This window comes from Cryobacterium sp. Y82 (assembly GCF_002929495.1).
GTDB lineage: Bacteria > Actinomycetota > Actinomycetes > Actinomycetales > Microbacteriaceae > Cryobacterium > Cryobacterium serini.
The window spans coordinates 389167-414481 of sequence record NZ_PJJJ01000037.1 but is presented as its reverse complement, the minus strand read 5'-3'; the positions used below and the strand labels follow the sequence as shown (position 1 = coordinate 414481).

The window sequence follows — 25315 nt, the reverse complement described above, 5'->3', positions numbered from 1 at the left end:
GTTTTCACACAGCACCACCAGCATCGTTTTCATCGCTACAGAGGGGTTTGGGTATGTCATCCGTCCATCGATCCACACGTGACCCGCGCGTAGTGATTGCGGTGCTGACCTATCGACGCCCGGCCGATCTCGAGGAACTCCTGCCGGAACTGCTCGACCAGGCCGGCATGGTGCTGGCACCGGTGGAGATCATCGTCATAGACAACGATCCTGACGCCGGAGCTCGCACCCTCGTGACCGATACCCGGTGGGTAGAAGCCGGGGAGCCCGCATCGACCGGGGCGACTCCCATTCGATACGTGCACGAACCCACCCCGGGTATCGCCTCGGCGCGCAATCGAGCGCTGCACGAAGGTCAGGGTGCCGACCTGCTCATCTTCATCGACGATGACGAACGACCAAGCAGCCACTGGCTCGTGCAACTGCTCGATACCTACTCGACCTATCGGCCCGCGGCCGTCGTCGGCCCGGTACTGTCGCAGTACGATATCGAACCGGACCAGTGGATTCGGGCCGGTGGCTTCTTCGAGCGCCGCCGGTTCACTACGGGCACGCCGGTATCGCTCGCGGCAACCAATAATCTGCTTCTCGATCTAGCCCAGGTGCGTCGATTAGGGCTCAGCTTTGACGAACGGTTCGGGCTGTCGGGCGGATCGGACTCTTTGTTTACCCGGCAGTTGCACCAACGCGGCGGGCAGATGATCTGGTGCGATGAAGCCATCGTCATCGATATCGTTCCGGCGGATCGTCTCACCCGGGAGTGGGTGCTGCAACGCGCGTTTCGCATGGGAAACACCTGGAGTCGTATCAACCTTGACGACACTGAACATGCCAAACGCGTGCTGGTGCGTATGAACCTGCAAGCGCGCGGCGCCGCGCGGGTTTGCGGCGGGATCGTGCGGTACCTCGCCGGATCCCTCGTCGGGCAGGTCCCGTTGCGCGCCCGAGGCCTGCGCACAGCCGCCCGCGGTGCCGGGATGCTGGCCGGTTCGGTGGGCTCGGTCTACCACGAGTACAAGCGTGGCTAACGTTCGAATTCTGACCGACCGGGCACGGCTGTACCGCACGCTGCGTAGCGCCCACCTCGAACGGGCACATGAGCTGCCGCCGGCTGCCATTTTGTTCCGTATTAAGAGGTACGACTTTCACGAGGAACTGGCCACAGGCCTCGTGCTCGTGCAGGCTCACCCCGTGCGCGCAGCGTGGTTGCTGGCTCGCTCCTCGATCACGACACTGGAAATTGGCGAACCGCTCATGCTTTCGAGTGTCTGGGCCAGCACGCTAGCGATCAGCGCCCTCCGCCTGCGGGCGCTGATCGGTGGTAGTCGAGCGAGCATCGTGTGTTACGCCCTGGAAAACGCTGACCCGTTCGAACGCCAACTCGATATCCGGGCGCGACTGCGTCGCGGTCTCAACGGCATCGCCGCCCGCTTCGTCTGGCGTCAGACCGACCGCATCGTTTTTGGAACGGATGCGGCACGCGTCACGTACCGCACGGCCCTGCCCGAACCCGCTCGGGATGCCGCTTCGGTCGTTATTCCGGCCTTGCCGGCCGCATGCGCCTGCATCGCTGACGGCGACCCTGAGATGAACCGGGTGGTTTTTCTTGGTGCGTTCGCCCAGCGCAAAGGGTTGCCCAGCCTTCTCGCGGCGTGGCCGCTGGTGACCAAAGCGCTGCCCGAGGCCCGCCTCACCGTGATTGGCAAGGGCGCACTGGAGAATCAGGCGCGGCAGGCCGTCGCCAACGACCCAACGATCGAGCTTGTCATCGACCCGCCACGCAGCGAGATTCACCGACAGTTGCGCCGCGCCAGCGTGCTGGCCCTGCCCAGTCAACCGACCGCCACTTGGCGTGAACAGGTCGGCCTGCCGATCGTCGAGGGTCTCGCGCACGGCTGTTCGATTGTGACCACGACCGAAACCGGGCTCGCGTCCTGGCTCAACGCGCACGGCCACGAGGTGGTCGCGCCGGGATGCACCCCGCAGCTGCTAGCGGATGCCATGGTGCGCGCCGTACAGGACCCTCGCCCTGCAGTCGAGGATCTGCCGGCCATCGATGGCCGGCTCGCCGCCGACGCCTGGTTATTCGTTGGCGCCTGAGCGGTATACCGCCGATCACTCGGTTTAGTGCGAGCGGACAGACTGCACGGCCCTGCCATAGGCTTCGACGTGAGCGGCCGCTCCGACCGACCATCGGCGGTGCGAGAGATCGGGCGCAGGGGCGCTCCGCGGCCACCGCACGCGCACGAGCGCATCGGCCAGAACCTCAGCGCACAGCGGCCCGGTGTAGGTGAGTACCCAATCAGTGCCGACCTCGTCGGCCAGTGCGGTCGTTACCGCGTTTTCTGGTACCAATACTGCCCGGTCGAGAGAGAGGGCCAGCAGTGCTGCGCCGGAGTTATGCATCTCGGCGTACGGCAACACGACCAGTTCGGCTGCGTGGATGGCGCCGGCCAGCTCGGCATCACTCGCATGGCGCAGCACAAGTTCGATGCGTGGGTCGTCAGCCGCGGTCAGCCGCAGCTGCTTGGCCAGGTCGCTGGATTGGGGAGCCCCGACGATACGCAGCGTCGGCAGGGGATCGGCCAGGAGCCCGGTGCCCAGCTGCTGAAAGGCGTGCACGAGGGTGTCCACACCCTTGTATGGGCGAATGAGTCCGAAGTAGAGCAGCCGACCAGGTACGGGCGTGCCTGACGTCACGTCGAAGTACCAGTCTCGGTAGTCGCCGTGCGGGATGGTGTGTTCGAGCGCGTCAGCGGGCACCGGTGTGAATGGGTTGAGCCTGATCCACAGGGTTGTGCGCAGGTCGAAACGCTTGAGTAAGCGTTGGTCATGCCGCGGTGAGAGGTCGTGGCTGCGCAGGTTGTGCAGCGTTCGCACCACCGCCGTACGACACAGGCGCAGACGCAGCAGGAACAGGCGGAACAACATCCGTCTGGCCAGCGCCCGCACCGGTGTTCGACCCTGCAATAGTAATTCCGGCCAGTGCACGTGGAACACATCGTAACGGCTGGTGAGGGCCCGCCGCCAAGTGAAGCCAAGCACCTCGACGTGTGGGCTGAGCGACCGGCTCAGTTGCAGCAGGTAGGGATTCGTCGTCGTGCGACCCTCCGGAAATGACTGGAGGACCCGCACTATGACGACCGAGTAGGTTCCGACGTGCGGGCGCTGCGACGGCCCGTCTCATCAAAGGTGGTGCGAGGTGCTCGGGTGGCCGTGACCCGGTTGCTCGTTCCTGGGGTCGGCGCGGCAGCACCAGCCGTTGGGGTGAGCGGCCCGTAGTACACCTCAGCGCGACGTTCCCGCACTTGGTTGAGCACGATGCCGAGAATGCGCGCGTTGACGGCTTCGAGCGACTCCAGCGTAGTGGCCAGCTGTTGGCGGGTGGTCGCCCTGTAGCGGGCGACAACAATGGCGCCATCGGTGAGATGTGACAGACCGAGGGCATCGGTGGCCGGCAGCAGCGGCGGGGAATCGACGACGATAAAGTCGTAATCAAGCAGTAGGCGTTGCATCAGGGTTTTCATTGCGGCCGAACCGAGCAACTGTCCGGGGTTGGGCGGCACAGCGCCGGAGGGCAACACGTCGATACCGTTCGACCAGCGCACGATGGCGTCGTCGGGTCCGACATCGCCGAGCAGAACAGTCGTCAGTCCCACGTCGCCTTCGAGGTCGCACAGCTCGGCGATCGACGGGCGGCGTAGGTCGGCATCAATTAGGAGTACTCGCGACGACCGTTCCGCCATGGCGAGGGCAAGGTTGATCGCGGTCGTGGACTTGCCATCGCGGGTCACTGCGGACGTAACCACGGCGCTGCGTGGCGGGCTGTCCACGTCGATGAATTCCAGGTTGGCCCGCACTCGCCGGTACGCCTCAGCCAGGGCACTGTGTGGCATCACTCGCATGACCAGACCTGCTGGGTCGGTGCGCTTCTTGCGACCGATCATTCCGAGCAGGGGATCAGAGGAGACCCGGTCGAGGTCCTTCTCCGTGCTCACCCGGGTATCGAACACCTCGCGGGCCAGGGCGTAGAGCACACCGAGAACGAGCCCGAGCAGCAATCCGGTGACGACGATCAGCTGCGTATTCGGTGCAAACGGGCTGCCCGGCAGCTGAGCAGGAGAAACCGTCTCCACCGTGATCGATGGCAAATTGTCGGGCCCTTTCGGCGCCAAGTTTTCGACCGCGGTGGCGAGGGAATCGGAGACAGCATCAGCGAGAGCCACGGCCTGCGTCGACGACCGGCTGGTAACGGTGATGTTAATGAAAACAGTGTTGATGGGAATCTCCGCGGTGACCCGGGAGGCCAGGGCCTGCGTGGAAGTATTCAATCCGAGCTTGCTGATCACCGGGGCCAGAACGGTTGGTGTTGTGGCGAGTTGAGCGTAGGACTGCACAAGGTTTTGAGTGAAGGTTGACGATTGCAACAGCTCGCCTGTGGTCTCACCGCGGTCGCTCGTCACGAAGACGCTGTTGGTTGCCTGGTACTGCGCCGGCTGGGTGGTCGCATAGCCCCACGCCACCGCGCCTCCGAGAAGGCCCACAATAGCGATGAGCAGCCACCGTCTCGTGATGGTTCTCAGATAGTCGATTGGTTCCACAGCTTTCTCCGTCCGGTTGCGCCCACACTACAATCAAGGTGATCAAAACTCACGTCGGAACGTGGGATGAAGCAGCCCCAGAACGGGGCACACGGCAGAGTCGCTTCGTTGTTACAGCGGATGTCGAACTACGGTCGGGCGACTTCCGCGCGTCCCAGCGCGGTCATATCGCGAAACCATTTGCCGAGCGCCAAGGCGAGATAAAGCGCATTGGCCACAAAAAGCAGGCTGTACAGGCCAAAAAAAGCTAACGGAGCGCCCAGCAGCACGAAGGCGAGACAGAGTATGCCGTAGTCGGTCGGCAGACCAAGAAATGACCGCAGCGCGGAGCGGGGAGCGGTGGAGAGCGGCGCCGTCGGCGCGTGCTTGGCCTTAAGTAGGTCGTTCAGAATCATTGCGAAGAACGACACGGCGGCCACGACCGCAAACCCGATGGGTACGAGCAGCCAGATCGAATTGGAAAGTGGAAAGTGTGTAAACATCGTGATGAGCACCGCTAGATGCAGGGTTGAAATCTTGATGGAGTCAACGACGTGGTCGAGCCATTCCCCCGAAGGGGAGCCACCGCCGCGCAACCTGGCGACCTGGCCGTCGGCCGAGTCGAAGGCATACCCGATGGCGAGCAGCAGCCACACGACAAGTCCGAGCCACCAGCTCGGCTCACCGATAGCCAAGAGTCCGATCGCACAGAACGTGAAGCCCGCACTGACGGCCGTGACGTTGTTGGGGGTCAGGCCTAACCGAAACGCGCCCGCCGCGAGGTAGCGCCCCACGCGGCGGTTCACGTAGACCGAATAGGCCGGAGCGCCGCGGCCCGCCGTTTTCTGGGCGGACGACAGACGGCGCACGGTGTCACAGTACGATTCGGTCGAACGAGCGATTTGGGCTGAGGTGCTGGTCATAAGGTGATCCCCCTGGATGGCGCGGTTGTCGGTTGCTTGCTCAGGTTGTCGGAAAGGCTCCACATCGACACTCCGGCCCTGCCGCTGCTTTGGCGGTGGGTGCTGTAGCCAACGGCCACCCGCCCAGCGAGTTTTTCGTAGCTGGTCGTGACGCTGTCCCAGTTGTAGAGCTGCTCAGCGCGCTGTTGTAGTGCCGCCGCGACCTCGGCGACTCGATCGGGATTCACTTCCGCGTCTTCGATCAGGGCGCTGAGGGAATCCGCCCCAGAGAAGTAGGCGCCATCTAGGGCGAGGACCTCACGATTGAAGACGACGTCCCAGGCGATGACCATGGTGCCGGCACCCATCGCCCGCAGCAGCGACGGGTTTGTGCCGCCGACCGAGTGGCCATGCAGGTAGGTGCTGGCGTGTTTGTAGAGCTGGTCGAGCTGATTTTGGTCCCACACACTGCCGAGCATGCGAATGCGGGAATCGGAGGCGGCGAGGTCACTGATGCGGTTGGTGTGGTCGGCCGCATAGGGCGCAGAGCCGACGACCACGAGCGGGAGTCGCGCTTCGCTGGCTCGGTATCCCTCGACGATGATGTCGACATGGTTTTCTGGTTCGAACCGGGCAACGACCAGGTGGTAGCCGCCCGGGCGAAGGCCGAGTTCAGCGAGCCGATCTGCCGGGGTATCGTGCAAAATTCGGGTGCCGTACGAGATTAGTTCTGTCGGGATGGAAAACTCGTCCCGGTAGTAGTCAACGATTCCCTGCGCGTCGGCGATGAGGGCGTCAGCTTCGCGCACCGATACTTGCTCGGCCCAGCGGTAGTAGCGTCGACCGGCGCCGCCCCACTTGTCGCGCTTCCACTCCAGACCGTCGACGTGCACGACGCTGGGGATTCCGCGTAGGCGCAACAGCGGCACGAACGGGGCGTTGGCAGCGTTGAATACGAATGCGACGTCGGCCGGACGGTGCAGGGTGGCGTGCAAGACCGACAGCCCCGTGTGACTCAAGGTCTCAAGAATTTTGTGGCGCAGTGCCGGCAGCTCGACGAGTTTCATGCCGAGGTACTCTTTTGGCACCGGCTGGGCGGTGCGGCGACAATAGACGGTCACGTCGTGACCACGATCGACGAGCCGGCGGCCAATTTCCTCGACGGCGGTTTCAAAGCCGCCGTAGGCTGCGGGAACTCCGCGGGTACCGATCATTGCGATGCTCAGACGCCGGTGGCTGGTGGGCGCAGTGTGTTCGATGCCCGCGGTCATGTCAATACGCCCCTACTGGTTGAATGACGGTCTTGAGGGTGCGCCAGATGATCATCAGGTCGCCCGCGAGCGACCAGTTCTCGACGTAATACAGGTCGAGACGAACACTGTCTTCCCAGCTGAGATTGGACCGTCCGTTGACCTGCCACATGCCGGTTAGACCTGGCTTGATGTATAGGCGGCGGTGCACGTGGGTTTCGTAGACCTGGACTTCTTCGGGCAGTGGCGGACGCGGGCCCACGAGGCTCATCTCTCCGACAAAAATGTTCCATAGCTGCGGCAGCTCGTCGAGCGAATATTTGCGCAGCACGCGACCGATCTTGGTGATTCGCGGGTCGTTACGAATCTTAAACAGCACCCCGGAGGCTTCGTTCTGGTCGAGGAGGCCGGCCAGGTCGTCTTCCGCTGTTTGAACCATCGAGCGGAACTTCACTATGCGGAACGTCTGCCCATTGCGGCCGCATCGCTCCTGCCGAAACAGCACCGGACCGGGACTGTCCAGTTTGATGAACAGGGCGATCACGGCGAGCAGAGGCAGTAGGAACAGCATGGCGAAAGCTGTTGTGACGATGTCCAGGGTGCGCTTGAGGGCATGTCGGCCCCCTTCGAACCGGGGGATTTCGACATGGATCAGCGGAAGGCCGTCAACCGGCCGGAAATGAATGCGGGGACCCGCGACATCCGTCAGCCGGCTGGAAAGAACAAGCTCCGCGGAAGTGCCCTCGAGGTCCCACCCCAGGTTGCGAATGTAAGAACTGCCGCCGCTGGGTTGCCCGGCCACGATGACCGTGTCGACGCCCATAGAGGCCGCCGCCGCTGCGACATGCTCGAAATCCGACACGATCGGCACCAGACGCTCGCCGGCTGAGATCTCGTCACCAACACCGTCTTCCAAAGCCGCGCCGACGATGTAGTACGCGGCTCCGGACTTGGTATCGATCTGGCTGATCACGTATTCCACGTCGTCGCGATTTCCGACAACGATCACGCGAGAGAGATAGTGGCCGAACTTGCGTTGGTGCAGCAGCCATTTGCGCCACAGCCACCGCTCGAGAACGAGCGCGACAATTCCAAGCGGAAGCGCCAGGACGAAATAGAGGCGGGCGATGTCGATGTGAAGGATTAGGAAGGCGATGGCTAGCATGCCGAAGGTCACAGCGCTGGCATTGATGACCTGCTTATACTCGCTCGCCCCGACACCTACGACGCGGGAGTCCCGAGTATGGAAAAGCTCGAGGGTCGTGAGCCAGGTCGCCACGATGAGAAGCGACACGAGCCAGTAGTTGGCACTGAACGATCCAGTCGCGGCTGGAATGCCGTCCACGCCAAACCGAAAGACCAGTGCAACACCAACTGCGAGAACAATGACCACAACATCGGTCAGCCGCAGCTTGGTGCGGTAACGCCGAGCCCACATCAGCCCCAACGAGGGGGTATCGACCGCAATATCAGCCTGCGAAGTCATCGCCCGATCGACGAGCCGAAGTTTCGGGGTGCGGCGAGGCGGCAGAGATTGAGGAAACGACGCGGGCGAATCTGATTCACTCATGCGTTATCCCCCTGCGGTCAAACGTGCATGTGGTGCCGGGTATGGTCGTTGTGGTGCGGCGGTACCGGAGATTCGTGGAGCGGCTTCTTGGAGCTGTTCGGCGGGTTGGGGTGGATGTCACGGTTTCATTCCCTGCAGTCGGGTTTACAGGAACAGGTGGTCATAGTGACGAGGTGGCGATGCTGGCACCTGTCGGTCGGTGAAGTGCGGCGTATGAAAATGATTCTTTCTCAGCAACTTACTGGCAGAGACTACCCCGATTCAAGTCGTCGGCGCTGTAACCTCAACAGGGGTCAAAATTCCCTGCTTGGCGAGCAAGCGAAACCGGATGCATCCGCCGCTCGGCTACTCCCGTGTATCGACCCGGTGTAAGGGGCACAAAGCAGGTTTCTGGCACGGCCGACTCGATCGGCCGGGGCGCATCAAGTGACCGAGGTTGCGGGTCTTAGGCTGGTATTTCGCCTCGATTGCCGGGAAGAGTCCACATGAGCGTAAGAAATCCGGAATTCGCCGTTGTCGACGGACACAACGACCTGGCTTGGTCGTGCCGGGAACACCGCGATTATTCCGTTTCCGGGCTGGACTCTGAGCATGATTCTGCCCGCAGTCGCTTGCAGACGGATATTCCCAAACTGCGTCGCGGAGGGGTGCAGGGGCAGTTTTGGTCAGTATGGGTGCACACCGACCTTGCGGGCACCGATTCGGTGCAGGCCACGCTCGAGCAGATTGATTTTATTCACCGCTTGATTGCCGCGTACCCCAACGACTTTGTGCGAGCCGTCACCGCTGATGACGTCGACCGCGCCCAGCGCGGCGGAAGAATCGCGTCGCTCCTCGGGGTAGAGGGCGGCAATCAGATGAATAACTCGCTCGCGGTGCTGCGTGAATACGCCCGATTGGGCGTGCGCTACATGACACTGACCTGGAATTCGTCAACGGAGTGGGCCGATGCGGCCGTCGGCGAGGCAACACACGATGGCATCAACGATCGTGGCCGGGCCGTTATCGCGGAGATGAACCGCATCGGAATGATGGTCGATCTCTCGCACGTCTCTGCTGCCACTATGCAGGACACCCTCGATGCCACAACGCTTCCCGTTCTATTCAGCCACTCCTCATGCTTCGCCCTCAATCCTCACCCGCGCAACGTGCCCGACGCGATTCTTACCCAGCTCGCCGCCAACGATGGTGTGCAGATGCTCACCTTTGTACCGGCCTTCCTCTCGGCCGACTACCGCAGATGGGAGGACAACGGTTCGGTGGGGGAGAAGCCGGTGGTGACCGTGGCGCACGTCGCTGACCACGTGGAGCATGCCCGCAGTGTGGCAGGCGTCGATCACATCGGTCTCGGCGGCGACTTTGACGGCTGCCCCGATATGCCGGTCGGACTGGCCAATGTGGCGGAGTATCCCAACCTGTTCGCCGAGCTCGAGCGCCGCGGCTGGAGCGACGCCGATCTCGCCAAGCTGGGCTCCCAGAACGTGCTGCGCGTACTTCGCGCCAACGACCCCGCCTACCGCGCCTTCGTGGCTTAAGGCAGTTGAACCAGGTCGCTAAACGTAGCCCCGGACGACCCATGGCCGCTCTGGCTTAGGCAATGCGGGACATGCAGTCGAAACGATCTGGTCCCCCAATAGGTTCGGCTCCGCTCGGGTTCGCCCACCTCCTCGGAATACCTGGCGGCGATCATCTCGAGCAGCTGTCAGGCGGGCCGTCACTGACGGGCCACGGACATGGACGCGCGCTCGTGAAAAGATTGACGCCTGCGGGGCTCGGAACGGGACGAATTCAGATCTGCGTTTCGGACACCGAAGGTACATCAGCGGTCGCCCGACGATTGACGCGGTCGGCGAGAACGATGGCGATTACACCGAGCAGTACTGTGCCGCCGATCCGGGCAAGGCCGTCCAGCCCCGTCAGGAGCCAGGTCAGAAGATTGGGCCCGTATATGGTGGCCGAGCCTCCGCCCAGCACCTGCAGTAGCAGCCAGGTCACGGTCACCGCCGCGACGATCCCGATTGGCACCCAGTTCCACGGAGCAGGCACGGCGCCGAGCCGGGCGATCTGCATGACTGCGACCACTGCGAGAGCGAATTGCACGAACGAATCCGCGTAGGCAAAGGCCATGAGCGCGGTCGGAGCAGGGTCGTTAGAGAAGACGTCACCAATAAGGCGGTACAGGACGGACCCAAGAAGAAGCCAGGCAGCCAAGACAGCGAGAGCGATAGTGCCGACAGGGCGGCGCGCCGTGACACTGCCGACCCCACGCACGCCGAAGGCGAACACTAACAGAGCGGCGGAAAACAGAGCAGGGCCCACTATCTCGGCGTATGGAAAGAGCGTGGGCTGCGCAATTACCGTGATGACGACCGAGGTCAGCAGTAGCCCACCTCCGATCAACAGCGCGAGGGAAGCCGGGAACATTGCGCGATCACGAAGCTGTGAGCTTGCCATGCGCCCGAGTCTACTCAGAGCACCGTTGGTCTTATTGACAGGTAGGTTCAGGCCACCCCGACATGACCGAGAGTGACGGGGCAATCCGTGGTCCAGTCGTCATCATTCTGCTGGCCTATGACGTCTACGCCGACTTCTTTGACGACGACTTAGACGCCGTTGCGGGTGCCCTCAATAGGAGTGTTCCATTTTGTGTTCAACATGTGTTCACTGGACGAAAATGAGGCCGAATCGGAGCCAAAAATAGGCATAAAAAAAGCCACTCCCCAGTGTTTCCTAGGGAGTGGCGGTGGTGGCCCCGACCGGCGTCGATCCGGTGACCTTTCAATTTTCAGTCGAACGCTCTACCAACTGAGCTACAGGGCCCCGAAGCTGCGCAATAAACGCCTCTTCTAAGAAAAAAGCCCTTCCTTTCGAAAGGGCTATTTTCTTTGCGACCCTGACCGGACTTGAACCGGCGACCTCCGCCGTGACAGGGCGGCGCGCTAACCAACTGCGCTACAGGGCCTCGATGTGAAAATGTGAATCTGTGTGCGAGGCACTTGGTAAGACTATTCTATTTATTTTGCTACTTCGTGCACGTGCAGTTTGCGTAGCCCCAACGGGATTCGAACCCGTGTTAACGCCGTGAAAGGGCGCCGTCCTAGGCCGCTAAACGATGGGGCCGTGAGCCACAATGTTCATGGCTGCCGAAGAGTAAGCATACGGTCTTGTGGGGCGAAGGCCAAATCGGCACGCGCAGCATTTGGGTGAATGGCAAGTATTTTTCGATGCTAATTTGCAGCGCGCCCGCGAATGGGCGGGCCAGCTGCTACTTCGCGGGTTAGATTCGCCGGTAAGACTGGGTGAATCCTGTTCGCCTTGTTACGCTCAAGAGTCTGCCTCGGCGCACGTGGCGACTGCTATAAGCCTGTTGGGAAACAATGATTCGCATGAGAACCGTGGCCGGCCGCAAGACTGACCTGCCCACCCGTCGCTTGCGTGCGACCAATCCGTGGCCCAGGCACACCCTGGCGTTGACCAACATCATGGCCGCCATGACCCTCTTGGTCACCCTGATAAGCCCCGTAGCTCCAGCGAGCGCCGTTGAATATCCGTCCTGGCAGGACCTGCAAAATGCCAAGGCGAACACGGCTTCGGCCGCGGCGCAGGTGACCGCCATCGAGAATCTCATTGCCGGTCTACAGGTGCAGGTGCAAGAAACCCAAGCCGCTGCCGAAAAAAGCGCCAGCGAGCTCGAGGTCGCGCAGCAGGAGTTTGACGACGCCACCCGCCGTGCCGAAGATATCCAGACCCAGGCTGATGCGAGCAAATCCGCAGCGGATGCCGCCACCAGACAGGCCGGTCAGCTCGCCGCCCAGCTCTACCGCACCGGCGGCACCGATCTCAGCGTGAACCTATTCCTAGAGGGCGAAGGGAATGGCGCCGATGCCGACCTGCTGCTGGCGAAACTCGGCAACATGAGCAAGCTCGTCGAGCGCAGCTCCGACGTCTATGAATCAGCGCAATCGGCCACGAATAACGCGCAATCGCTCGGTGACCAGGCCAAAGTCGCGCAAGCCGAACGTGAGACGCTGCGCGTCGCCGCCGAGGCTGCGCTCGCCGTGGCCCAGGCTGCGGCCGAAGCAGCGGCGAACGCGCTCGCCGAGTCCGAAGTCAAAAGCGTGGAACTCGAACAGCAACTGCAGTTCATGCGCGACGCCCAGGCCACCACAACAGCGGGGTATGAAGCTGGAGTCGCCGAACGCGCCCGGATTGAAGCGGCTCGTGTTGCGGCTGAGGTTGAGGCTGCGACACGGGCAGCGGCAGCGGCGCGTGCCGGTAGCGGTGGTTCTGGTGGCTCGGTGAGCATGACCGGGTGGGGGGTTCCGGCCAGCGGCCGCATCACCGGTGGCTACGGCCCTCGATCGGTCATCTGTAAGGGTGGTGACTGCAGCGGAAGCTTTCATTACGCCACCGACCTCGGCACCGGCTGCGGTGCGCCTCTCTACGCCGCCCATGATGGCGTCGTCACCTGGGCTGGCCGCCTCGGCACGTACGGAAACTTTGTGAAGATCAGCCACGGCGACAACGTCTCAACCGGCTACGCCCACATTCGTGATGGTGGGTACAACGTGAGCGTCGGACAGTCAGTGTCGGCTGGGCAGGTCATCGCCAGTTCCGGCGACACTGGCGCAGCCAACGGCTGCCACCTGCACTTCGAAGTGTGGATTGGTGGAAACCGCATCAATCCCGTTCCATTCATGGCCGACCGGGGAGCATCACTTGGCTAAGAGCACCACCGCACAGACCACCAACGCTGCACGCGCACAGGTTCGCACCAAGTCGAAGCGGCTACTTTCCGCCATGGCGATCGGCGCGGTCTCGGCTGTCACAGCATCCGTTGCCGCAGCCGGCGGGGCCGCCTTCGCCGCCCCGGATTATCCGAGCTGGAACGACGTCGAGAAGGCTAAACAGAACGAGTCGACCAAGCAAGCCGAGATTGCGACTCTCGGCGAGCTGCTCGACGGTCTGGCGAGCCAGGCCGCGAAGGCCGTCACGACCGCGCAGATTGCGGCCGAGGCTTACCGTGTGACGCAGGACGCCCTGAACGCCGCCACCCTGCGCGAAACCAGCCTCAGCGAGCAGGCTGCAACCGCCGAAGCCACCGCTGCAACATCGAAGATGCGTGCCGGCCTCATCGCCGCTCACCTCGCCAAGTCAGGCGCCAGCGGTCTGTCACTCAACCTGTTCTTAAACGGCAGCACCGCGGATGACCTGCTCGGCCAGCTGGGAACGGCCAGCAAGCTGAGCGAACAGTCGGAGCAGATCTACACCGAGGCCGTGCAGGACAAGAATGCGGCGGAGTCTCTCGGCGAGCAGGCGGCATCAGCGACCGAGCAACGCGAACGGCTCACCGAAGAGTCCAAGACCACGTTCGATGCGGCCACGGCGAGTTCGAACGCTGCCGAGGTCGCCTACGACTCCCAGCAGCGCAAGTCGACTGAACTCTTCGAACAACTCGCCCTGCTCAAAGACACCACGGCCGAGGCCGAGCGCAGCTTTCACGTCGGCGAGGACGAGGCCGCTGCGGCTCAAGCGTTCGCACAAGCGCAAGCATCCGCTGCTGCAATAGCGGATGCCGCACCCGCGCAACCCGCTCGCGATGCCGGGGCAACGGCCGGTTCGGGATCAGGATCTGGTTCCGGGTCGGCCAGGCCGGTGACGCCCGCTGTACCGTCCACGCCGTCCACGCCGTCCACGCCCGCCACGCCCGCCACGCCAGTGAAGCCCGCTGCATCGGCCGCGCCAGCTGCGGTACCCAACGCGAGCATCGTCGACGCAGCCCTCGCGTTCGCCCGCGGCCAGCTCGGCGACCGCTACGTCTTCGGGGGTTCTGGCCCCGACTCGTGGGACTGCTCCGGCCTGACCAAGGCCGCCTATGCAGCCGCCGGCGTGTACATCGGCACCCATTCAGCCACGAACCAGTACAACACCATGGCCAGGCAGGGCAATCTCGTCTCTTTCGCCCAGGTTCAGGTGGGCGACCTGGTGTTCTGGGGCAGCCCGGGCAACTACTACCACGTGGCGATCTATGTCGGTAACGGCCAGGTCCTCGAAGCCCCCAACCCCTCGGCGCGCGTGCGTGTGCACAGTATTTGGTCGTCGTGGGCCGTTGCACCGTACGTCGGCCGCCCCGCAGCCTAGCTCCGGTTTCGTACCGCCGGTCTGGCCGTAGGTACGACGAAGGCCCCCGAGCAACACGGGGGCCTTCGTTGAAGGTGAGGGTTAGTGTCCCTCGTCGGCCAGCTTTGCAATGCCGTCGACCACGATCTGGTTGGCTTCGGCGGCGTCGCCCCAGCCTTCCGTCTTGACCCACTTATTGGGTTCGAGGTCCTTGTAGTGCTCGAAGAAGTGCTCGATTTCCTTGCGGGTATACTCCGGAATGTCGAGGACATCTTGAATGTGATCCCAGCGGGGGTCACCTGCCGGAACGGCGATGACCTTGGCGTCGGAACCGCCGTCATCGGTCATGTTGAAGACGCCCACCGGACGCACGGAGACACCTACGCCCGGGAACAGCGGGTAATCGAGCAGTACGAGAACGTCAACGGGGTCGCCGTCGAGGCCGAGCGTGTTTTCGAAGTAGCCGTAGTCGGTGGGGTACATGAAGCTCGTGTAAAGCACGCGGTCGAGGTAGACGCGACCGGTTTCGTGGTCTACCTCGTACTTATTGCGGCTCCCGCGAGGGATTTCGATGACTGCGTCGTATTCGGCCATGGCTGGTTTCTCCCTTGATCAAAGTCTGCCGCTAACGTTACTGGATGGAATCTGTCCACCGCCTGCGCCTGACCCCGGCCCTGGCCGATATTCGCCGGGCCGTGCGCGAGCTGCTGCCGTCGGAGGGGCTCGTTCTGGTCGGCCTGAGCGGCGGCGCCGATTCGCTCGCGCTGGCCGCTGCGACCGCTTTTGAAGCCGGGCGGGCGGGCATCCGTGCCGGAGCGGTCATCGTGGATCACAATCTGCAAACCGGGTCAGCGAATGTCGCGGCGCGGGCCGCCGCGGCCGCCCGACAGCTGGGCCTCGACCCGGTGCTGGTATTGAGCGTCACGGTCGACAGCGACGGCACGGGCCCGGAGGCGGCCGCCCGCACCGCTCGCTACGCGGCTTTCGATATGGCTCTCGAACTCACCGGGGCGAGCAGTGTGCTGCTCGGCCACACCCTCGACGATCAGGCCGAAACCGTGCTGCTCGGGCTCGCCCGTGGTTCCGGACCGACCAGCCTGCGGGGCATGGCTACGCATACCGGACCGCTTCTGCGACCGTTGCTCGGCATTCGTCGGGCCCAAACCCGCCAATTCTGCGTCGATGCGGGCCTCGAGCCGTGGAGCGATCCGCAGAATTTCGACCCGCGCTACGCGCGGGTGCGGGCGCGCGAGACGGTGCTGCCGTTGCTCGAGAAGGAGCTCGGCCCTGGCGTCGGGGTGGCGCTTGCCCGAACTGCTGATGCGCTGCGGGAAGACTCAGACGCCCTCGACGAACTGGCGCGCACGATGCTGCAGGAACATTTTGCCAACGGCAGGATTGCGACAACCGTGCTGGCGTCGGTGCCGGCGGCGGTACGGCAGAGAGTGATTCGGTTCGGAGTCGAGGCAATGTGCGGGGTGTGGCTGAATCGAGTGCAGACCCTGGCCGTGGCGGCGCTCGTGACGCAGTGGCACGGACAGGGGGCGCTCAGCCTGCCAGGTATTAGAGTTGTACGGCAGGGTGGAATTTTAGTTTTTTCCGCCACTGGACTCATCTAACACAAAGGAATGTTTTTTCCACATGGAACCTCGCGACATTGACGGCGACCTCACCGAGATCCTGATCAGCGAGGAGCAGATTCGGGCTCGCCTGGCCGAAATGTCACGCCAGATCGAAGTCGACTACGCCGGCACCGACCTGCTGCTGGTCGGAGTGCTCAAGGGTGCGGTCATGGTCATGGCCGATCTGGCCCGTGAGCTTCATCACCCGGTGACCATGGACTGGATGGCGGTCAGTTCCTACGGCTCCGGCACGCAGTCCAGCGGCGTCGTGCGCATTCTGAAGGACCTCGACACCGACCTCTCCGGTCGTAACGTGCTCATCGTCGAGGACATCATCGACAGTGGTCTGACCCTGTCGTGGCTGTTGGCGAACCTGAAAACTCGCGGTCCGGCATCCATTGAGATCTGCGCGCTGCTGCGCAAGCCGGATGCCGCGCGCGTCGATATCGACGTGAAATACGTCGGTTTTAACATTCCGAACAAGTTTGTGGTCGGGTACGGTCTCGACTACGGCGAGAAGTACCGCAACCTGCGTTCGGTGGGTATTCTCGCCCCGCACGTTTACTCCACCGTCGCCGCGCCCGCGCTCTAATCACGGCCGGCGCACCACGTCGGAGTTTCCCTTTAAGCGAACACACGGCTTTCCCCTGTAATCGAGCGCTAGCCTGAGGTCACCATGAACGTCAAGAAGCTACTCCGCGGCCCGATTCTCTACATCGTGCTCGCCGTCATCGCCGTCTGGGTGGGGTCAAGCCTCATCACCATGAGCGGATTCCGTGAGGTTAGTACGCAGGAAGGCCTCGGTTACCTCAAGTCGGGCAACGTCGCCGAGGCCACGATCGTCGACGGCGAACAGCGCGTCGACCTCACGCTGACCAAGGCCAGCGGCGACCTCGGAACACAGGTTCAGTTCTATTACGTCGCCCCGCGCGGCGAAGAGATCATCACCGCCGTCACTGCGGCGAACCCGAAGGACGGCTTCACCGACGAGGTGCCGCAGCCCAACTGGGTTCTGGGAGTGCTCAGCTTTCTGCTGCCCGTACTGCTGATCGGTGCCTTCTTCTGGCTCATGATCTCGATGCAGGGTGGTGGCAGCAAGGTAATGAAGTTCGGCAAGTCCAAGGCCAAGCTCGTCTCCAAGGAAAGCCCGCAGGTCACCTTCGCCGATGTCGCCGGTGCCGACGAAGCCATCGAAGAGCTCGAAGAGATCAAAGACTTTCTCAAGGAGCCCGCCAAGTTTCAGGCGGTCGGCGCGCGCATTCCGAAGGGTGTGCTGCTCTACGGCCCTCCCGGAACCGGTAAAACCTTGCTTGCCCGCGCGGTGGCCGGCGAGGCCAACGTGCCGTTCTACGCCATCAGCGGCTCGGACTTCGTCGAAATGTTCGTCGGTGTCGGCGCCAGCCGGGTGCGCGACCTGTTCAGCCAGGCCAAGGAAAACGCGCCCGCCATTATCTTCATCGATGAGATTGACGCCGTTGGCCGGCACCGTGGCGCCGGCATGGGCGGCGGACACGACGAACGCGAGCAGACCCTCAATCAGCTGTTGGTCGAGATGGACGGCTTCGACGTAAAGGCCAACGTCATTCTCATCGCCGCCACCAACCGCCCCGATATCCTCGACCCTGCGCTGCTGCGCCCGGGCCGGTTCGACCGCCAGATCGGTGTCGACGCACCCGACATGCTCGGCCGCAAGCGCATCCTCGAAGTGCACTCCAAGGGCAAGCCCATGGCCGAGGGCGTCGACCTCGAAGTGCTCGCCCGCAAGACGCCCGGCTTCACCGGAGCCGACCTCGCCAACGTACTCAACGAAGCCGCGCTGCTCACTGCTCGGTCCAACGCCCAGCTCATCGACAACCGTGCTCTCGACGAGGCCGTTGATCGGGTTATGGCTGGACCGCAGCGCCGCACGCGGGTCATGCGCGACAAGGAAAAGCTCATCACCGCGTACCACGAGGGCGGTCACGCACTCGTGGCCACCGCGATGAACTTCACCGACCCGGTCACCAAGATCACCATTCTTCCGCGCGGCCGGGCCCTTGGTTACACGATGGTCATGCCGCTCGAAGACCGTTATTCGGTCACGCGTAACGAGCTGCTCGACCAGCTCGCCTATGCCATGGGCGGCCGTGTCGCCGAAGAGATCATCTTTCATGACCCGACCAGTGGTGCCTCCAACGACATCGAAAAAGCCACGGCCACCGCCCGCAAGATGGTGACCGAGTTCGGCATGAGCAGTGTCGTCGGTCCACTCAAGCTCGGCCAAGGCTCTGGCGAGGTCTTTCTCGGCCGCGACATGGGTCACCAACGCGACTACTCCGAGCGGGTCGCCGAGAGCGTCGACCGCGAGGTGCGCCAACTGCTCGAAGACGCCCACGACGAGGCTTACGAGGTACTCATCAAGAACCGCGTGATTCTTGACGAGCTCGCCACGGCCCTGCTCGAGCACGAAACACTCGACCAGACCGCCCTCGCCGCGATCTTCGCCAACGTCGAGCAGCTGCCGGCGCGCCCGCAGTGGCTTTCCAGCGACAAACGCCCCGTCTCGGACGTGCCGCCTATTGCAATGCCCGCCCCGAAAGCCCCCATCGATGGCGACGCCGTTGACGGTGGCATCTCCAGCGGCGACGCAATCCACACCAAACCAAAACGCGCGCCGGCCCGCAATCCACGTCCCGCGACCGCCTAGGCGCTCGTGGCAGTGGACAGGGCGCGAATCCGGGCGGCCGTTTCGGAGATTCTCGCCGCAATCGGTGAGGACCCCGATCGCGCCGGCCTGCAAAGCACCCCACGACGGGTAGCGGATGCCTACGGCGAGTTTTTCGCGGGGCTCGACCAAGACCCGCAAGACCTGCTCCAGGATTTCGTCCCGGTCGAAGGCCGTACCGGCGAACTTGTGCTGCTGCGCGATATCGCCTTTCGCTCGATCTGTGAACACCACCTGCTGCCGTTTCTTGGCACCGCCCACGTCGCGTACCTGCCACGGGATCGCGTCGTCGGCCTCGGACGGCTGCCCGCCGTGGTGGAGACCATCGCCGCCCGGCCACAGCTGCAGGAACGTCTCACCGAGGAGATCGCTGACGCACTGCAGGAGGGGCTCGACCCGCTCGGTGTGCTCGTCGTGCTCGACGCCGTGCACGGCTGCGTCGGCACCCGCGGCCCGCGCCAGACCGCGAGTTCTACCGTGACCATGGCGTCCCGCGGTGCCCTGACGGAACCGACGACCCGTGCCGAAATCATTGCGCTGATTTCGGCTGGCGGGTGACGCTCATCATGGGTGTGCTCAATGTCACCCCCGACTCCTTCAGCGATGGCGGCCAGTGGGCGTCGACGGATGCCGCCATCGAGCATGGACTGCTGCTGCACGCCCAGGGCGCCGACCTGATCGATGTGGGCGGCGAGTCCACGCGGCCTGGTGCCACGCGCGTCGCGCCGGAACACGAGCAGCGCCGAATCCTTCCGGTGGTCACCGAGCTCGCCAGTCACGGGCTGCGCCTGAGTATCGACACGCTCAATGCCGCGACGGCCCTCGCCGCCGCGAAAGCGGGCGCGAGCATCATCAACGATGTGTCAGGCGGGCTCGCGGACCCCGGCATGGCCGCCGTCGCCGCCGATACCGGCCTGACCTATGTGGCCATGCACTGGCGCGCTCATGCCCAGCAGATGGACGCTCGTTCCGACTACGGCGACGTCGTCACCGACGTCATCGCCGAACTGCGCGCCCGCGTCGACGCCCTGACCGCCGCTGGCGTGGCTTGGGAGCACATCGTGCTCGACCCCGGTCTCGGGTTTTCCAAGAGGGCCGAACACAACTGGCAGCTCATCAACCGGCTGGACGCCTTCGCCGAACTCGGCCTCCCGGTCATGGTCGGGGCATCACGCAAACGCTTCCTCGCCGGCGTGCTGCCGGTCGACGCGCCCGTGCTGGATCGTGACCTGCCAACGGCGGTGGTCAGCGTGCTGGCAGCCCAGGCCGGAGCCTGGGCAGTACGCGTGCACGACGTGGCCGCGACGCGCACCGCCCTCAACGTGCTCGCCAGCGTGCGCCAATCGACGCCCCCGAGTACCGGGCAGGTGCCGGGCGCCGCTTCGCGTCCGTCACAATGGACCCATGACTGATTCGATCACCCTCACCGGCCTGCGGGTGAACGCCCACCACGGCGTTTACGACTTCGAGAAAGAAAACGGTCAGGACTTCGTCATCGACGTGACCGTCTGGCTCGATCTGCTCCAGGCGACCGCGAGCGATGACGTCACCCAGACCATCCACTATGGCGTCCTCGCCGAGGAGGTCACTCGAGCGGCTGCGCACAACCCGGTCGATCTCATCGAAACCGTTGCCGAACGCATCGCGAAGGTCGTATTGGCCCACCCGCCGGCGCTGCGCGTGCAGGTCACGGTGCACAAACCACAGGCTCCCATTTCAGTTCCATTCACCGACGTCGCCGTGCAGATCACCCGGTCGCGGCCATGACCGATCGCAGCGAACGCGTCGTACTCGCCCTCGGCAGCAATCTCGGTGACCGGACGGCCACGCTGGCCGGCGCCGTGCACGATCTCGCCGACCTGGCCGGTCTCACGCTGGTTGCCGTTTCGCCCGTCTATGAATCTACCGCCGTGAAACTCGACGGCGCCGACGAGAACGCTCCGCAGTACCTCAACGCGGTGCTCACCATCGACTACAGTGGCGACCCGTACGACCTCCTCGACGCCGTCAACGCCATCGAGGCGGGGCACGGCCGGGTGCGCGCCGAACGCTGGGGCGACCGCACCCTCGACATCGACCTCATCGTGTTCGGACAGCGGAGCATCGACGATGACCGCCTGACCCTGCCGCATCCGCGGGCAGCGGAACGCGACTTCGTACTGGCACCCTGGCTCGATCTCGACCCAGCGGCGGCCATCCCCGGCCGCGGGCTAGTGCGTGACCTTCTGGCCGCAACCGGCAACGCGGTGCGCCGAGCAGCGGATACCGCATTCGGCGCACCGACGCTGGAACCACGGCAATGAAGCGCTCACAGGCGACCGGGCTGCTCGCCGTTCTGCTCAGCGGTCTCGTCGTCGGCTTTCTCGTCGAGATCGCCTTCGCGGCCTCCGGGGCACCGATCGTTGTCCCGCCGGTGACCCTGCCGGTCACTCTGATCCTGCTGGGCATCGTGATCGTCAGCCTGGCGTGGCAGGTGCGCCAGGGCAGTCATCGTAAGGCGCTGCGCCGCATCGACCCGTTCTGGGCCATGCGGGTCGCTGTGCTATCGAAGGCGACCTCACTGTCGGCGTCGCTGCTTTTTGGCGCTGCTCTCGGCATCGTGCTGTACATCCTCACCCGATCGGTGGTTCCCGCGGTCACGTCCCTGTGGCTCACGATCGGCACGGCCATTGGGGCGGCCCTGATGCTCACGGCCGGCCTGGTCGCCGAACACTTCTGCACCCTCCCTCCCGACGACGAAACCGACGACTCGGGAGGTACCCGTGCCTGATCGCGAACCCAATCCCTCCGCCGGGCAGCAGCCTAAACCGGCACCTGAACCGTCCAATCGGCTCGAACTGGTCGAGACCGGCGAATGGAAGCGCGTTTCCCCGAAGTACGTGGTGGTCGAGATCGTCGGCACCATCGTCAACGCCGTCGTGGTCTGCGGCGGAGCAGCCCTGCTGTGGCTCCTGCTCGACCAGACCTGGGCGTTGTGGGTCGGAATCGTGGTCCTCGCCCTGTCAATCATCAACCTCGTGTTTGAGCCGCGCCGGGTGCGCGCCATCGGCTACGTGCTGCGCACGGATGACCTGCTCTTTCGCCGGGGCATCCTTTTTCAACGCTTCGTGGCGGTGCCCTACGGGCGCATGCAACTCATCGATATCACTCGCGGCCCGGTCGCCCGCTGGCTCGGTTTGGCTGATCTCAAGTTTGTGACTGCCGCTGCGAGTGCCGTCGTCTCTATTCCCGGGCTGGCCGAGGCCGATGCCGAGAGCCTGCGCGACCGGTTGGTGGAGCTGGCCGAGAGCCGCCGGGCGGGGCTGTGAACGAGGAGCCGGTTGCTCGCGCACGGCCGCCCCTCACCGCATCGCGCACCGACCTCACCGACGGTGAATGGCACCGACTGCACCCGGCGACACCGCTGCTGCGCGGCGGTATTTTCATGGTGGCCATCATCGGTTTCATCATCGCCAACCTGCGTGAACGCCTCATCGACCTGTTCATCGGCGAAGAGAATTACGGCGGCGATCCGATCGACGCCATCTACGAGCGCGGAGCAACCGGCTGGGCTTTGCTCATCATCGGTGGCGTGTTGGTGGTCATTCTCGTGGTCTTCTACCTGTCCTGGCGCATGCACACCTTTCGCGTGACCGGAGAGATCGTTGAAGTGCGCAGCGGCCTTGTTTTTCGCAGTAACCGCAAAGCCCGCCTCGACCGAGTGCAGGGCGTTGACCTGACCCGGCCGCTGATTCCGCGTCTGTTTGGCGCTGCCCGGCTGCAAATCACCGTCGCGGGGCAGGACGGTAACGTGGAGCTCGCCTACCTCGGCTCGAAACTTGCCGATGACCTGCGCCGCGACATCCTGCATCTGGCCTCCGGCCTGCGGCAAGCCAAGCAGCCTGCCGCAGCACCCGATGCGCCGGTCGCCTCAGCGCCCGCCGTAGACGGAGCGCCCACTGCTCATTCCGCCCTCGGCGACTTCGCGACCGCGCGATTCAACGAATTTCGGGCACCGGAACTTGATCCGGATGCCGCGCCGCCGCAGTCGGTGGTGCGTATTCCCTTGCGGCGCCTGATCGGGTCGGTCGTACTCAGCGGCTTCACCGTTTTTCTCCTGTTGGCCGGCGTCGGCCTCCTTATCAGCGTCATCGCCGGAAGCAGCGGCTGGGTGCTCGTGGCCGTTTTGCCCGGCCTCATCGGCAGTGTCGGTTACTATTTCTCCCGTATCACCAAGACGCTGCGATTCAGCATTGCGGGCACCCCTGATGGCGTACGGGTCGGCTATGGTCTGCTCTCGACCAGCAGCCAGACCCTGCCTCCGGGGCGGATCCACGCTATCGAGGTGTCGCAGCCTATTCTCTGGCGTCGGTTCGGCTGGTGGCAGATCAGCATCAACACGGCCGGGCAGACCTCCGGTCGCAGCTCGACCCCGGTGACGGGAACGACACTACTGCCGGTCGGCACCCTCGCCGACGTGGAAAAGGTATTGCAACTGGCGCTGCCCGACTTTGACACGGTCACCCATCGTGCCCTGATCGAAAACGGCATGCTCGGCGGCCGCAAGCGTGACGCCGGCATCGCCGATTTCTACAGCAACGCGCCCGCCCGCGCCGTCTGGCTGCGCCCGTTCTCCTGGTGGCGCACCGGCTGGGCGGTCTCGGGCAGCGTCGCCCTGATTCGGCGCGGCGTACTCTCTCGTGACCTGATTCTGGTGCCCCTGGCCCGAATGCAAGGGGTGCGCATCAGCCAGGGCGCGATTCGCCGTCGCCTGCGCCTCGCGTCGGCCGCCCTGCACACGGTCGCTGGACCGGTCACCGCCTCACTCAGCGTCATCGACGTCGACGAAGCTCTCGTGCTGTTCGAGTGGATGTCCACCGGGGCAGTACGGTCGGCGCTCGCCGACACCAGCCACCAGTGGAGCCGCACCACCCCACCAACCCAGGAAGCAACGCAATGAACGCCAAACCGGGACGCCTCGGCGTCGGTATTATCGGGGCCGGTCACGTCGGCCCCATCCTCGGCGCCGCGCTTGCGGGTGCAGGCCACGCGATCGTCGGCATCTCCGCGATCTCGCAGGCCAGCCTTGATCGGGCGGAAGCCATTTTGCCACTCGTGCCGGTTCTGACGGTGCCCGAGGTCGTCGAACGCAGCGAGCTGGTCATTATCGCGGTGCCCGACGCCCAGCTGGACAACCTCATCAAAGGGCTCGCGGCAACACACACCTGGCAGCCAGGCCAGCTCGTGCTGCACACCTCCGCTCGTTATGGCACCACGGTGCTAGCGCCAGCGCAGGCCGCCGGCGCTATCCCATTGGCCATCCACCCGGCCATGGCTTTCACCGGTACCAGCCTCGACCTGGCCCGACTCGCCGACAGCTACTTCGCCGTGACCGCCCCCGGCCCGGTGCTGCCGATCGGGCAGGCGTTGGCCGTGGAGATGGGCGGCGAACCGCTCATCGTCGCCGAAGCCGACCGGGCCAGCTATGCCGAAGCCATCCAGATCGCTACCGCCTTCTCCACCTCGATCGTCGAGCAGGCCACGCGCCTGCTCGCCGGGATCGGTCTGGAGCATCCGGGGGCTATTCTCGGTCCGCTGCTGCGTTCCGCGATGGAAAACGCCCTCGCACGCACGAGCCCCGAACGGCTGGATCTCACCGGGTTTGACGAAATAGAGCAGCGGCAGCATCCGCTTGACGACGACCGGGAGATCGAATGAGCACCATCCAGGTAGTGAGCACCATTGCCGAGCTGCACGACCGTCTGGGGCAGGCCCGCGACAGTGCTGCGCTGACCGGTGGCGATACGCGCATCGTGCTCGTGCCGACCATGGGCGCCCTGCACGCCGGCCATCTCGCGCTGGTGCGACGCGCGCACACACTCGGCGGAATCGTGGTGGTGTCGATTTTCGTCAACCCGCTGCAGTTCGGCGCCGGTGAAGACCTTGACAACTACCCGCGAACGCTCGACGCTGACGTCGCCGCCCTCGGAGCCGAGAACGTCTCGTTCGTGTTCGCGCCGAATGCCCGCGAGATGTTTCCCGGCGGGGAGAGCGACACCCGGGTCACCGCCGGCCTGGTCGGCTCACTCTACGAGGGCGCCGCGCGACCAGGGCACTTCGACGGCATGCTCACCGTTGTGGCGAAATTGCTGGGAATCGTGACCCCGGATGTCGCAGTGTTCGGCCAGAAAGACGGCCAGCAGGCTTTTCTCGTGCGCCGCATGGTCGACGATCTCAACGTGCGCAGCACCATCGAGGTCGTCGAGACCGTGCGGGAACCGGGCGGGCTGGCACTGTCCAGTCGTAACCGCTACCTCGACCATGAGCAGCACACGGCAGCCCAGACCCTGTTCGCGGGGCTCACCGCGGCCGTGGAAGCGGCAGAGACCGGCCCGGCCGCCGCCCTCGTCGCCGCGCACGCGCGCATCGCCGCCCAGCCGTTGGTTAAACTGGACTATCTCGTGATCGTGCACCCGGAAACCCTGCTGACCGTGCACGACGATTATCGCGGGCCAGCCCGGTTGCTCGTGGCCGCGCGCGTCGGCAAAACCCGGCTGATCGACAACGTGTCGCTTTGCCTGGGGTGAG

General features: G+C 64.2%; 24 protein-coding genes and 3 tRNA genes. 17 read left to right on the top strand and 10 right to left on the bottom strand.

Annotated features, from left to right (window positions below):
• The first annotated feature begins 53 nt into the window (after positions 1-53).
• Together CXY70_RS17245 and CXY70_RS17240 are read left to right on the top strand one after the other, a co-directional pair.
• Entirely contained in the window at positions 54-1028 is a 975-nt protein-coding gene (locus CXY70_RS17245; RefSeq protein WP_104193529.1) for a glycosyltransferase family 2 protein, read from the top strand.
• Entirely contained in the window at positions 1021-2100 is a 1080-nt protein-coding gene (locus CXY70_RS17240; protein WP_104193528.1) for a glycosyltransferase family 4 protein, read from the top strand. The genes CXY70_RS17245 and CXY70_RS17240 overlap by 8 nt, the downstream gene beginning before the upstream one ends.
• Positions 2101-2124: 24 nt before the next feature.
• On the opposite strand, the gene CXY70_RS17235 is transcribed toward CXY70_RS17240, so the two are convergent.
• The 5 genes from CXY70_RS17235 to CXY70_RS17215 all read right to left on the bottom strand — a co-directional run bounded on the left by CXY70_RS17235 (position 2125) and on the right by CXY70_RS17215 (position 8302).
• Positions 2125-3135, bottom strand: coding sequence for a glycosyl transferase (locus CXY70_RS17235; RefSeq protein WP_233206006.1), 1011 nt, complete (start codon positions 3133-3135; stop codon positions 2125-2127).
• Entirely contained in the window at positions 3135-4601 is a 1467-nt protein-coding gene (locus CXY70_RS17230) for a polysaccharide biosynthesis tyrosine autokinase (RefSeq protein WP_104193526.1), read from the bottom strand. Before CXY70_RS17230 ends, CXY70_RS17235 begins: the two co-directional genes overlap by 1 nt.
• A gap of 128 nt (positions 4602-4729) precedes the next feature.
• Positions 4730-5503 carry a CDP-alcohol phosphatidyltransferase family protein gene (locus CXY70_RS17225; protein ID WP_104193525.1) on the bottom strand — a complete coding sequence of 258 codons (774 nt, stop codon included), beginning with the start codon at positions 5501-5503 and terminating at the stop codon, positions 4730-4732.
• Positions 5500-6753, bottom strand: a complete 1254-nt coding sequence (locus CXY70_RS17220) for a DUF1972 domain-containing protein (RefSeq protein WP_104193524.1) — start codon at positions 6751-6753, stop codon at positions 5500-5502. The genes CXY70_RS17225 and CXY70_RS17220 overlap by 4 nt, the downstream gene beginning before the upstream one ends.
• A gap of 1 nt (position 6754) precedes the next feature.
• Positions 6755-8302, bottom strand: coding sequence for a sugar transferase (locus CXY70_RS17215; protein WP_233206005.1), 1548 nt, complete (start codon positions 8300-8302; stop codon positions 6755-6757).
• Between the two features lie 485 nt (positions 8303-8787).
• Here CXY70_RS17215 and CXY70_RS17210 point away from each other — a divergent pair, with 485 nt between their 5' ends.
• Positions 8788-9837, top strand: a complete 1050-nt coding sequence (locus tag CXY70_RS17210; protein WP_104193522.1) for a dipeptidase — start codon at positions 8788-8790, stop codon at positions 9835-9837.
• Between the two features lie 253 nt (positions 9838-10090).
• On the opposite strand, the gene CXY70_RS17205 is transcribed toward CXY70_RS17210, so the two are convergent.
• The 4 genes from CXY70_RS17205 to CXY70_RS17190 form a co-directional block, all read right to left on the bottom strand.
• Positions 10091-10756 (bottom strand): hypothetical protein, encoded by a 666-nt coding sequence (locus tag CXY70_RS17205; RefSeq protein ID WP_146066174.1) that lies wholly within the window; start codon positions 10754-10756, stop codon positions 10091-10093.
• A 290-nt stretch (positions 10757-11046) separates the two neighbouring features.
• Positions 11047-11122 (bottom strand) — tRNA-Phe (locus CXY70_RS17200).
• A gap of 68 nt (positions 11123-11190) precedes the next feature.
• Positions 11191-11264, bottom strand: a tRNA-Asp gene (locus tag CXY70_RS17195).
• A gap of 85 nt (positions 11265-11349) precedes the next feature.
• Positions 11350-11422: transfer RNA gene (locus tag CXY70_RS17190), tRNA-Glu, on the bottom strand.
• A gap of 266 nt (positions 11423-11688) precedes the next feature.
• Here CXY70_RS17190 and CXY70_RS17185 point away from each other — a divergent pair.
• Together CXY70_RS17185 and CXY70_RS17180 are read left to right on the top strand one after the other, a co-directional pair.
• Positions 11689-13029 (top strand): M23 family metallopeptidase, encoded by a 1341-nt coding sequence (locus CXY70_RS17185; protein ID WP_233206004.1) that lies wholly within the window; start codon positions 11689-11691, stop codon positions 13027-13029.
• Positions 13022-14443, top strand: a complete 1422-nt coding sequence (locus tag CXY70_RS17180; RefSeq protein WP_233206003.1) for an NlpC/P60 family protein — start codon at positions 13022-13024, stop codon at positions 14441-14443. The genes CXY70_RS17185 and CXY70_RS17180 overlap by 8 nt, the downstream gene beginning before the upstream one ends.
• Positions 14444-14524: 81 nt before the next feature.
• Here the strand turns inward: CXY70_RS17180 and ppa are convergent, their stop codons facing one another.
• Positions 14525-15016: an inorganic diphosphatase gene (gene ppa, locus CXY70_RS17175; RefSeq protein WP_104126063.1), complete on the bottom strand. Its 492-nt coding sequence runs from the start codon at positions 15014-15016 to the stop codon at positions 14525-14527.
• 44 nt (positions 15017-15060) lie between these two features.
• On the opposite strand from ppa, the gene tilS reads away from it, so the two are divergent.
• From tilS to panC, 12 genes are all read left to right on the top strand, one after another.
• Entirely contained in the window at positions 15061-16041 is a 981-nt protein-coding gene (tilS, locus tag CXY70_RS17170) for a tRNA lysidine(34) synthetase TilS (RefSeq protein WP_104193520.1), read from the top strand.
• A 22-nt stretch (positions 16042-16063) separates the two neighbouring features.
• Entirely contained in the window at positions 16064-16636 is a 573-nt protein-coding gene (gene hpt, locus CXY70_RS17165) for a hypoxanthine phosphoribosyltransferase (RefSeq protein ID WP_104193519.1), read from the top strand.
• Between the two features lie 84 nt (positions 16637-16720).
• Entirely contained in the window at positions 16721-18730 is a 2010-nt protein-coding gene (gene ftsH / locus CXY70_RS17160; RefSeq protein ID WP_104193518.1) for an ATP-dependent zinc metalloprotease FtsH, read from the top strand.
• A 6-nt stretch (positions 18731-18736) separates the two neighbouring features.
• Positions 18737-19306, top strand: a complete 570-nt coding sequence (folE, locus tag CXY70_RS17155) for a GTP cyclohydrolase I FolE (RefSeq protein ID WP_104193517.1) — start codon at positions 18737-18739, stop codon at positions 19304-19306.
• Positions 19303-20160, top strand: coding sequence for a dihydropteroate synthase (gene folP / locus CXY70_RS17150; RefSeq protein WP_104193516.1), 858 nt, complete (start codon positions 19303-19305; stop codon positions 20158-20160). The genes folE and folP overlap by 4 nt, the downstream gene beginning before the upstream one ends.
• Complete coding sequence (gene folB, locus CXY70_RS17145) at positions 20153-20515, top strand: dihydroneopterin aldolase (protein ID WP_104193515.1); 363 nt, start codon at positions 20153-20155, stop codon at positions 20513-20515. Before folP ends, folB begins: the two co-directional genes overlap by 8 nt.
• Positions 20512-21051: a 2-amino-4-hydroxy-6-hydroxymethyldihydropteridine diphosphokinase gene (gene folK / locus CXY70_RS17140; RefSeq protein ID WP_104193514.1), complete on the top strand. Its 540-nt coding sequence runs from the start codon at positions 20512-20514 to the stop codon at positions 21049-21051. The genes folB and folK overlap by 4 nt, the downstream gene beginning before the upstream one ends.
• Positions 21048-21518 (top strand): DUF3180 domain-containing protein, encoded by a 471-nt coding sequence (locus CXY70_RS17135; protein WP_104193513.1) that lies wholly within the window; start codon positions 21048-21050, stop codon positions 21516-21518. The genes folK and CXY70_RS17135 overlap by 4 nt, the downstream gene beginning before the upstream one ends.
• Positions 21511-22056, top strand: a complete 546-nt coding sequence (locus CXY70_RS17130) for a PH domain-containing protein (protein WP_104193512.1) — start codon at positions 21511-21513, stop codon at positions 22054-22056. The genes CXY70_RS17135 and CXY70_RS17130 overlap by 8 nt, the downstream gene beginning before the upstream one ends.
• Positions 22053-23687: a PH domain-containing protein gene (locus tag CXY70_RS17125; protein WP_104193511.1), complete on the top strand. Its 1635-nt coding sequence runs from the start codon at positions 22053-22055 to the stop codon at positions 23685-23687. Before CXY70_RS17130 ends, CXY70_RS17125 begins: the two co-directional genes overlap by 4 nt.
• Complete coding sequence (locus CXY70_RS17120; RefSeq protein ID WP_104193510.1) at positions 23684-24445, top strand: Rossmann-like and DUF2520 domain-containing protein; 762 nt, start codon at positions 23684-23686, stop codon at positions 24443-24445. Before CXY70_RS17125 ends, CXY70_RS17120 begins: the two co-directional genes overlap by 4 nt.
• Positions 24442-25314: a pantoate--beta-alanine ligase gene (panC, locus tag CXY70_RS17115; protein ID WP_104193509.1), complete on the top strand. Its 873-nt coding sequence runs from the start codon at positions 24442-24444 to the stop codon at positions 25312-25314. Before CXY70_RS17120 ends, panC begins: the two co-directional genes overlap by 4 nt.
• Position 25315 lies beyond the last annotated feature (1 nt).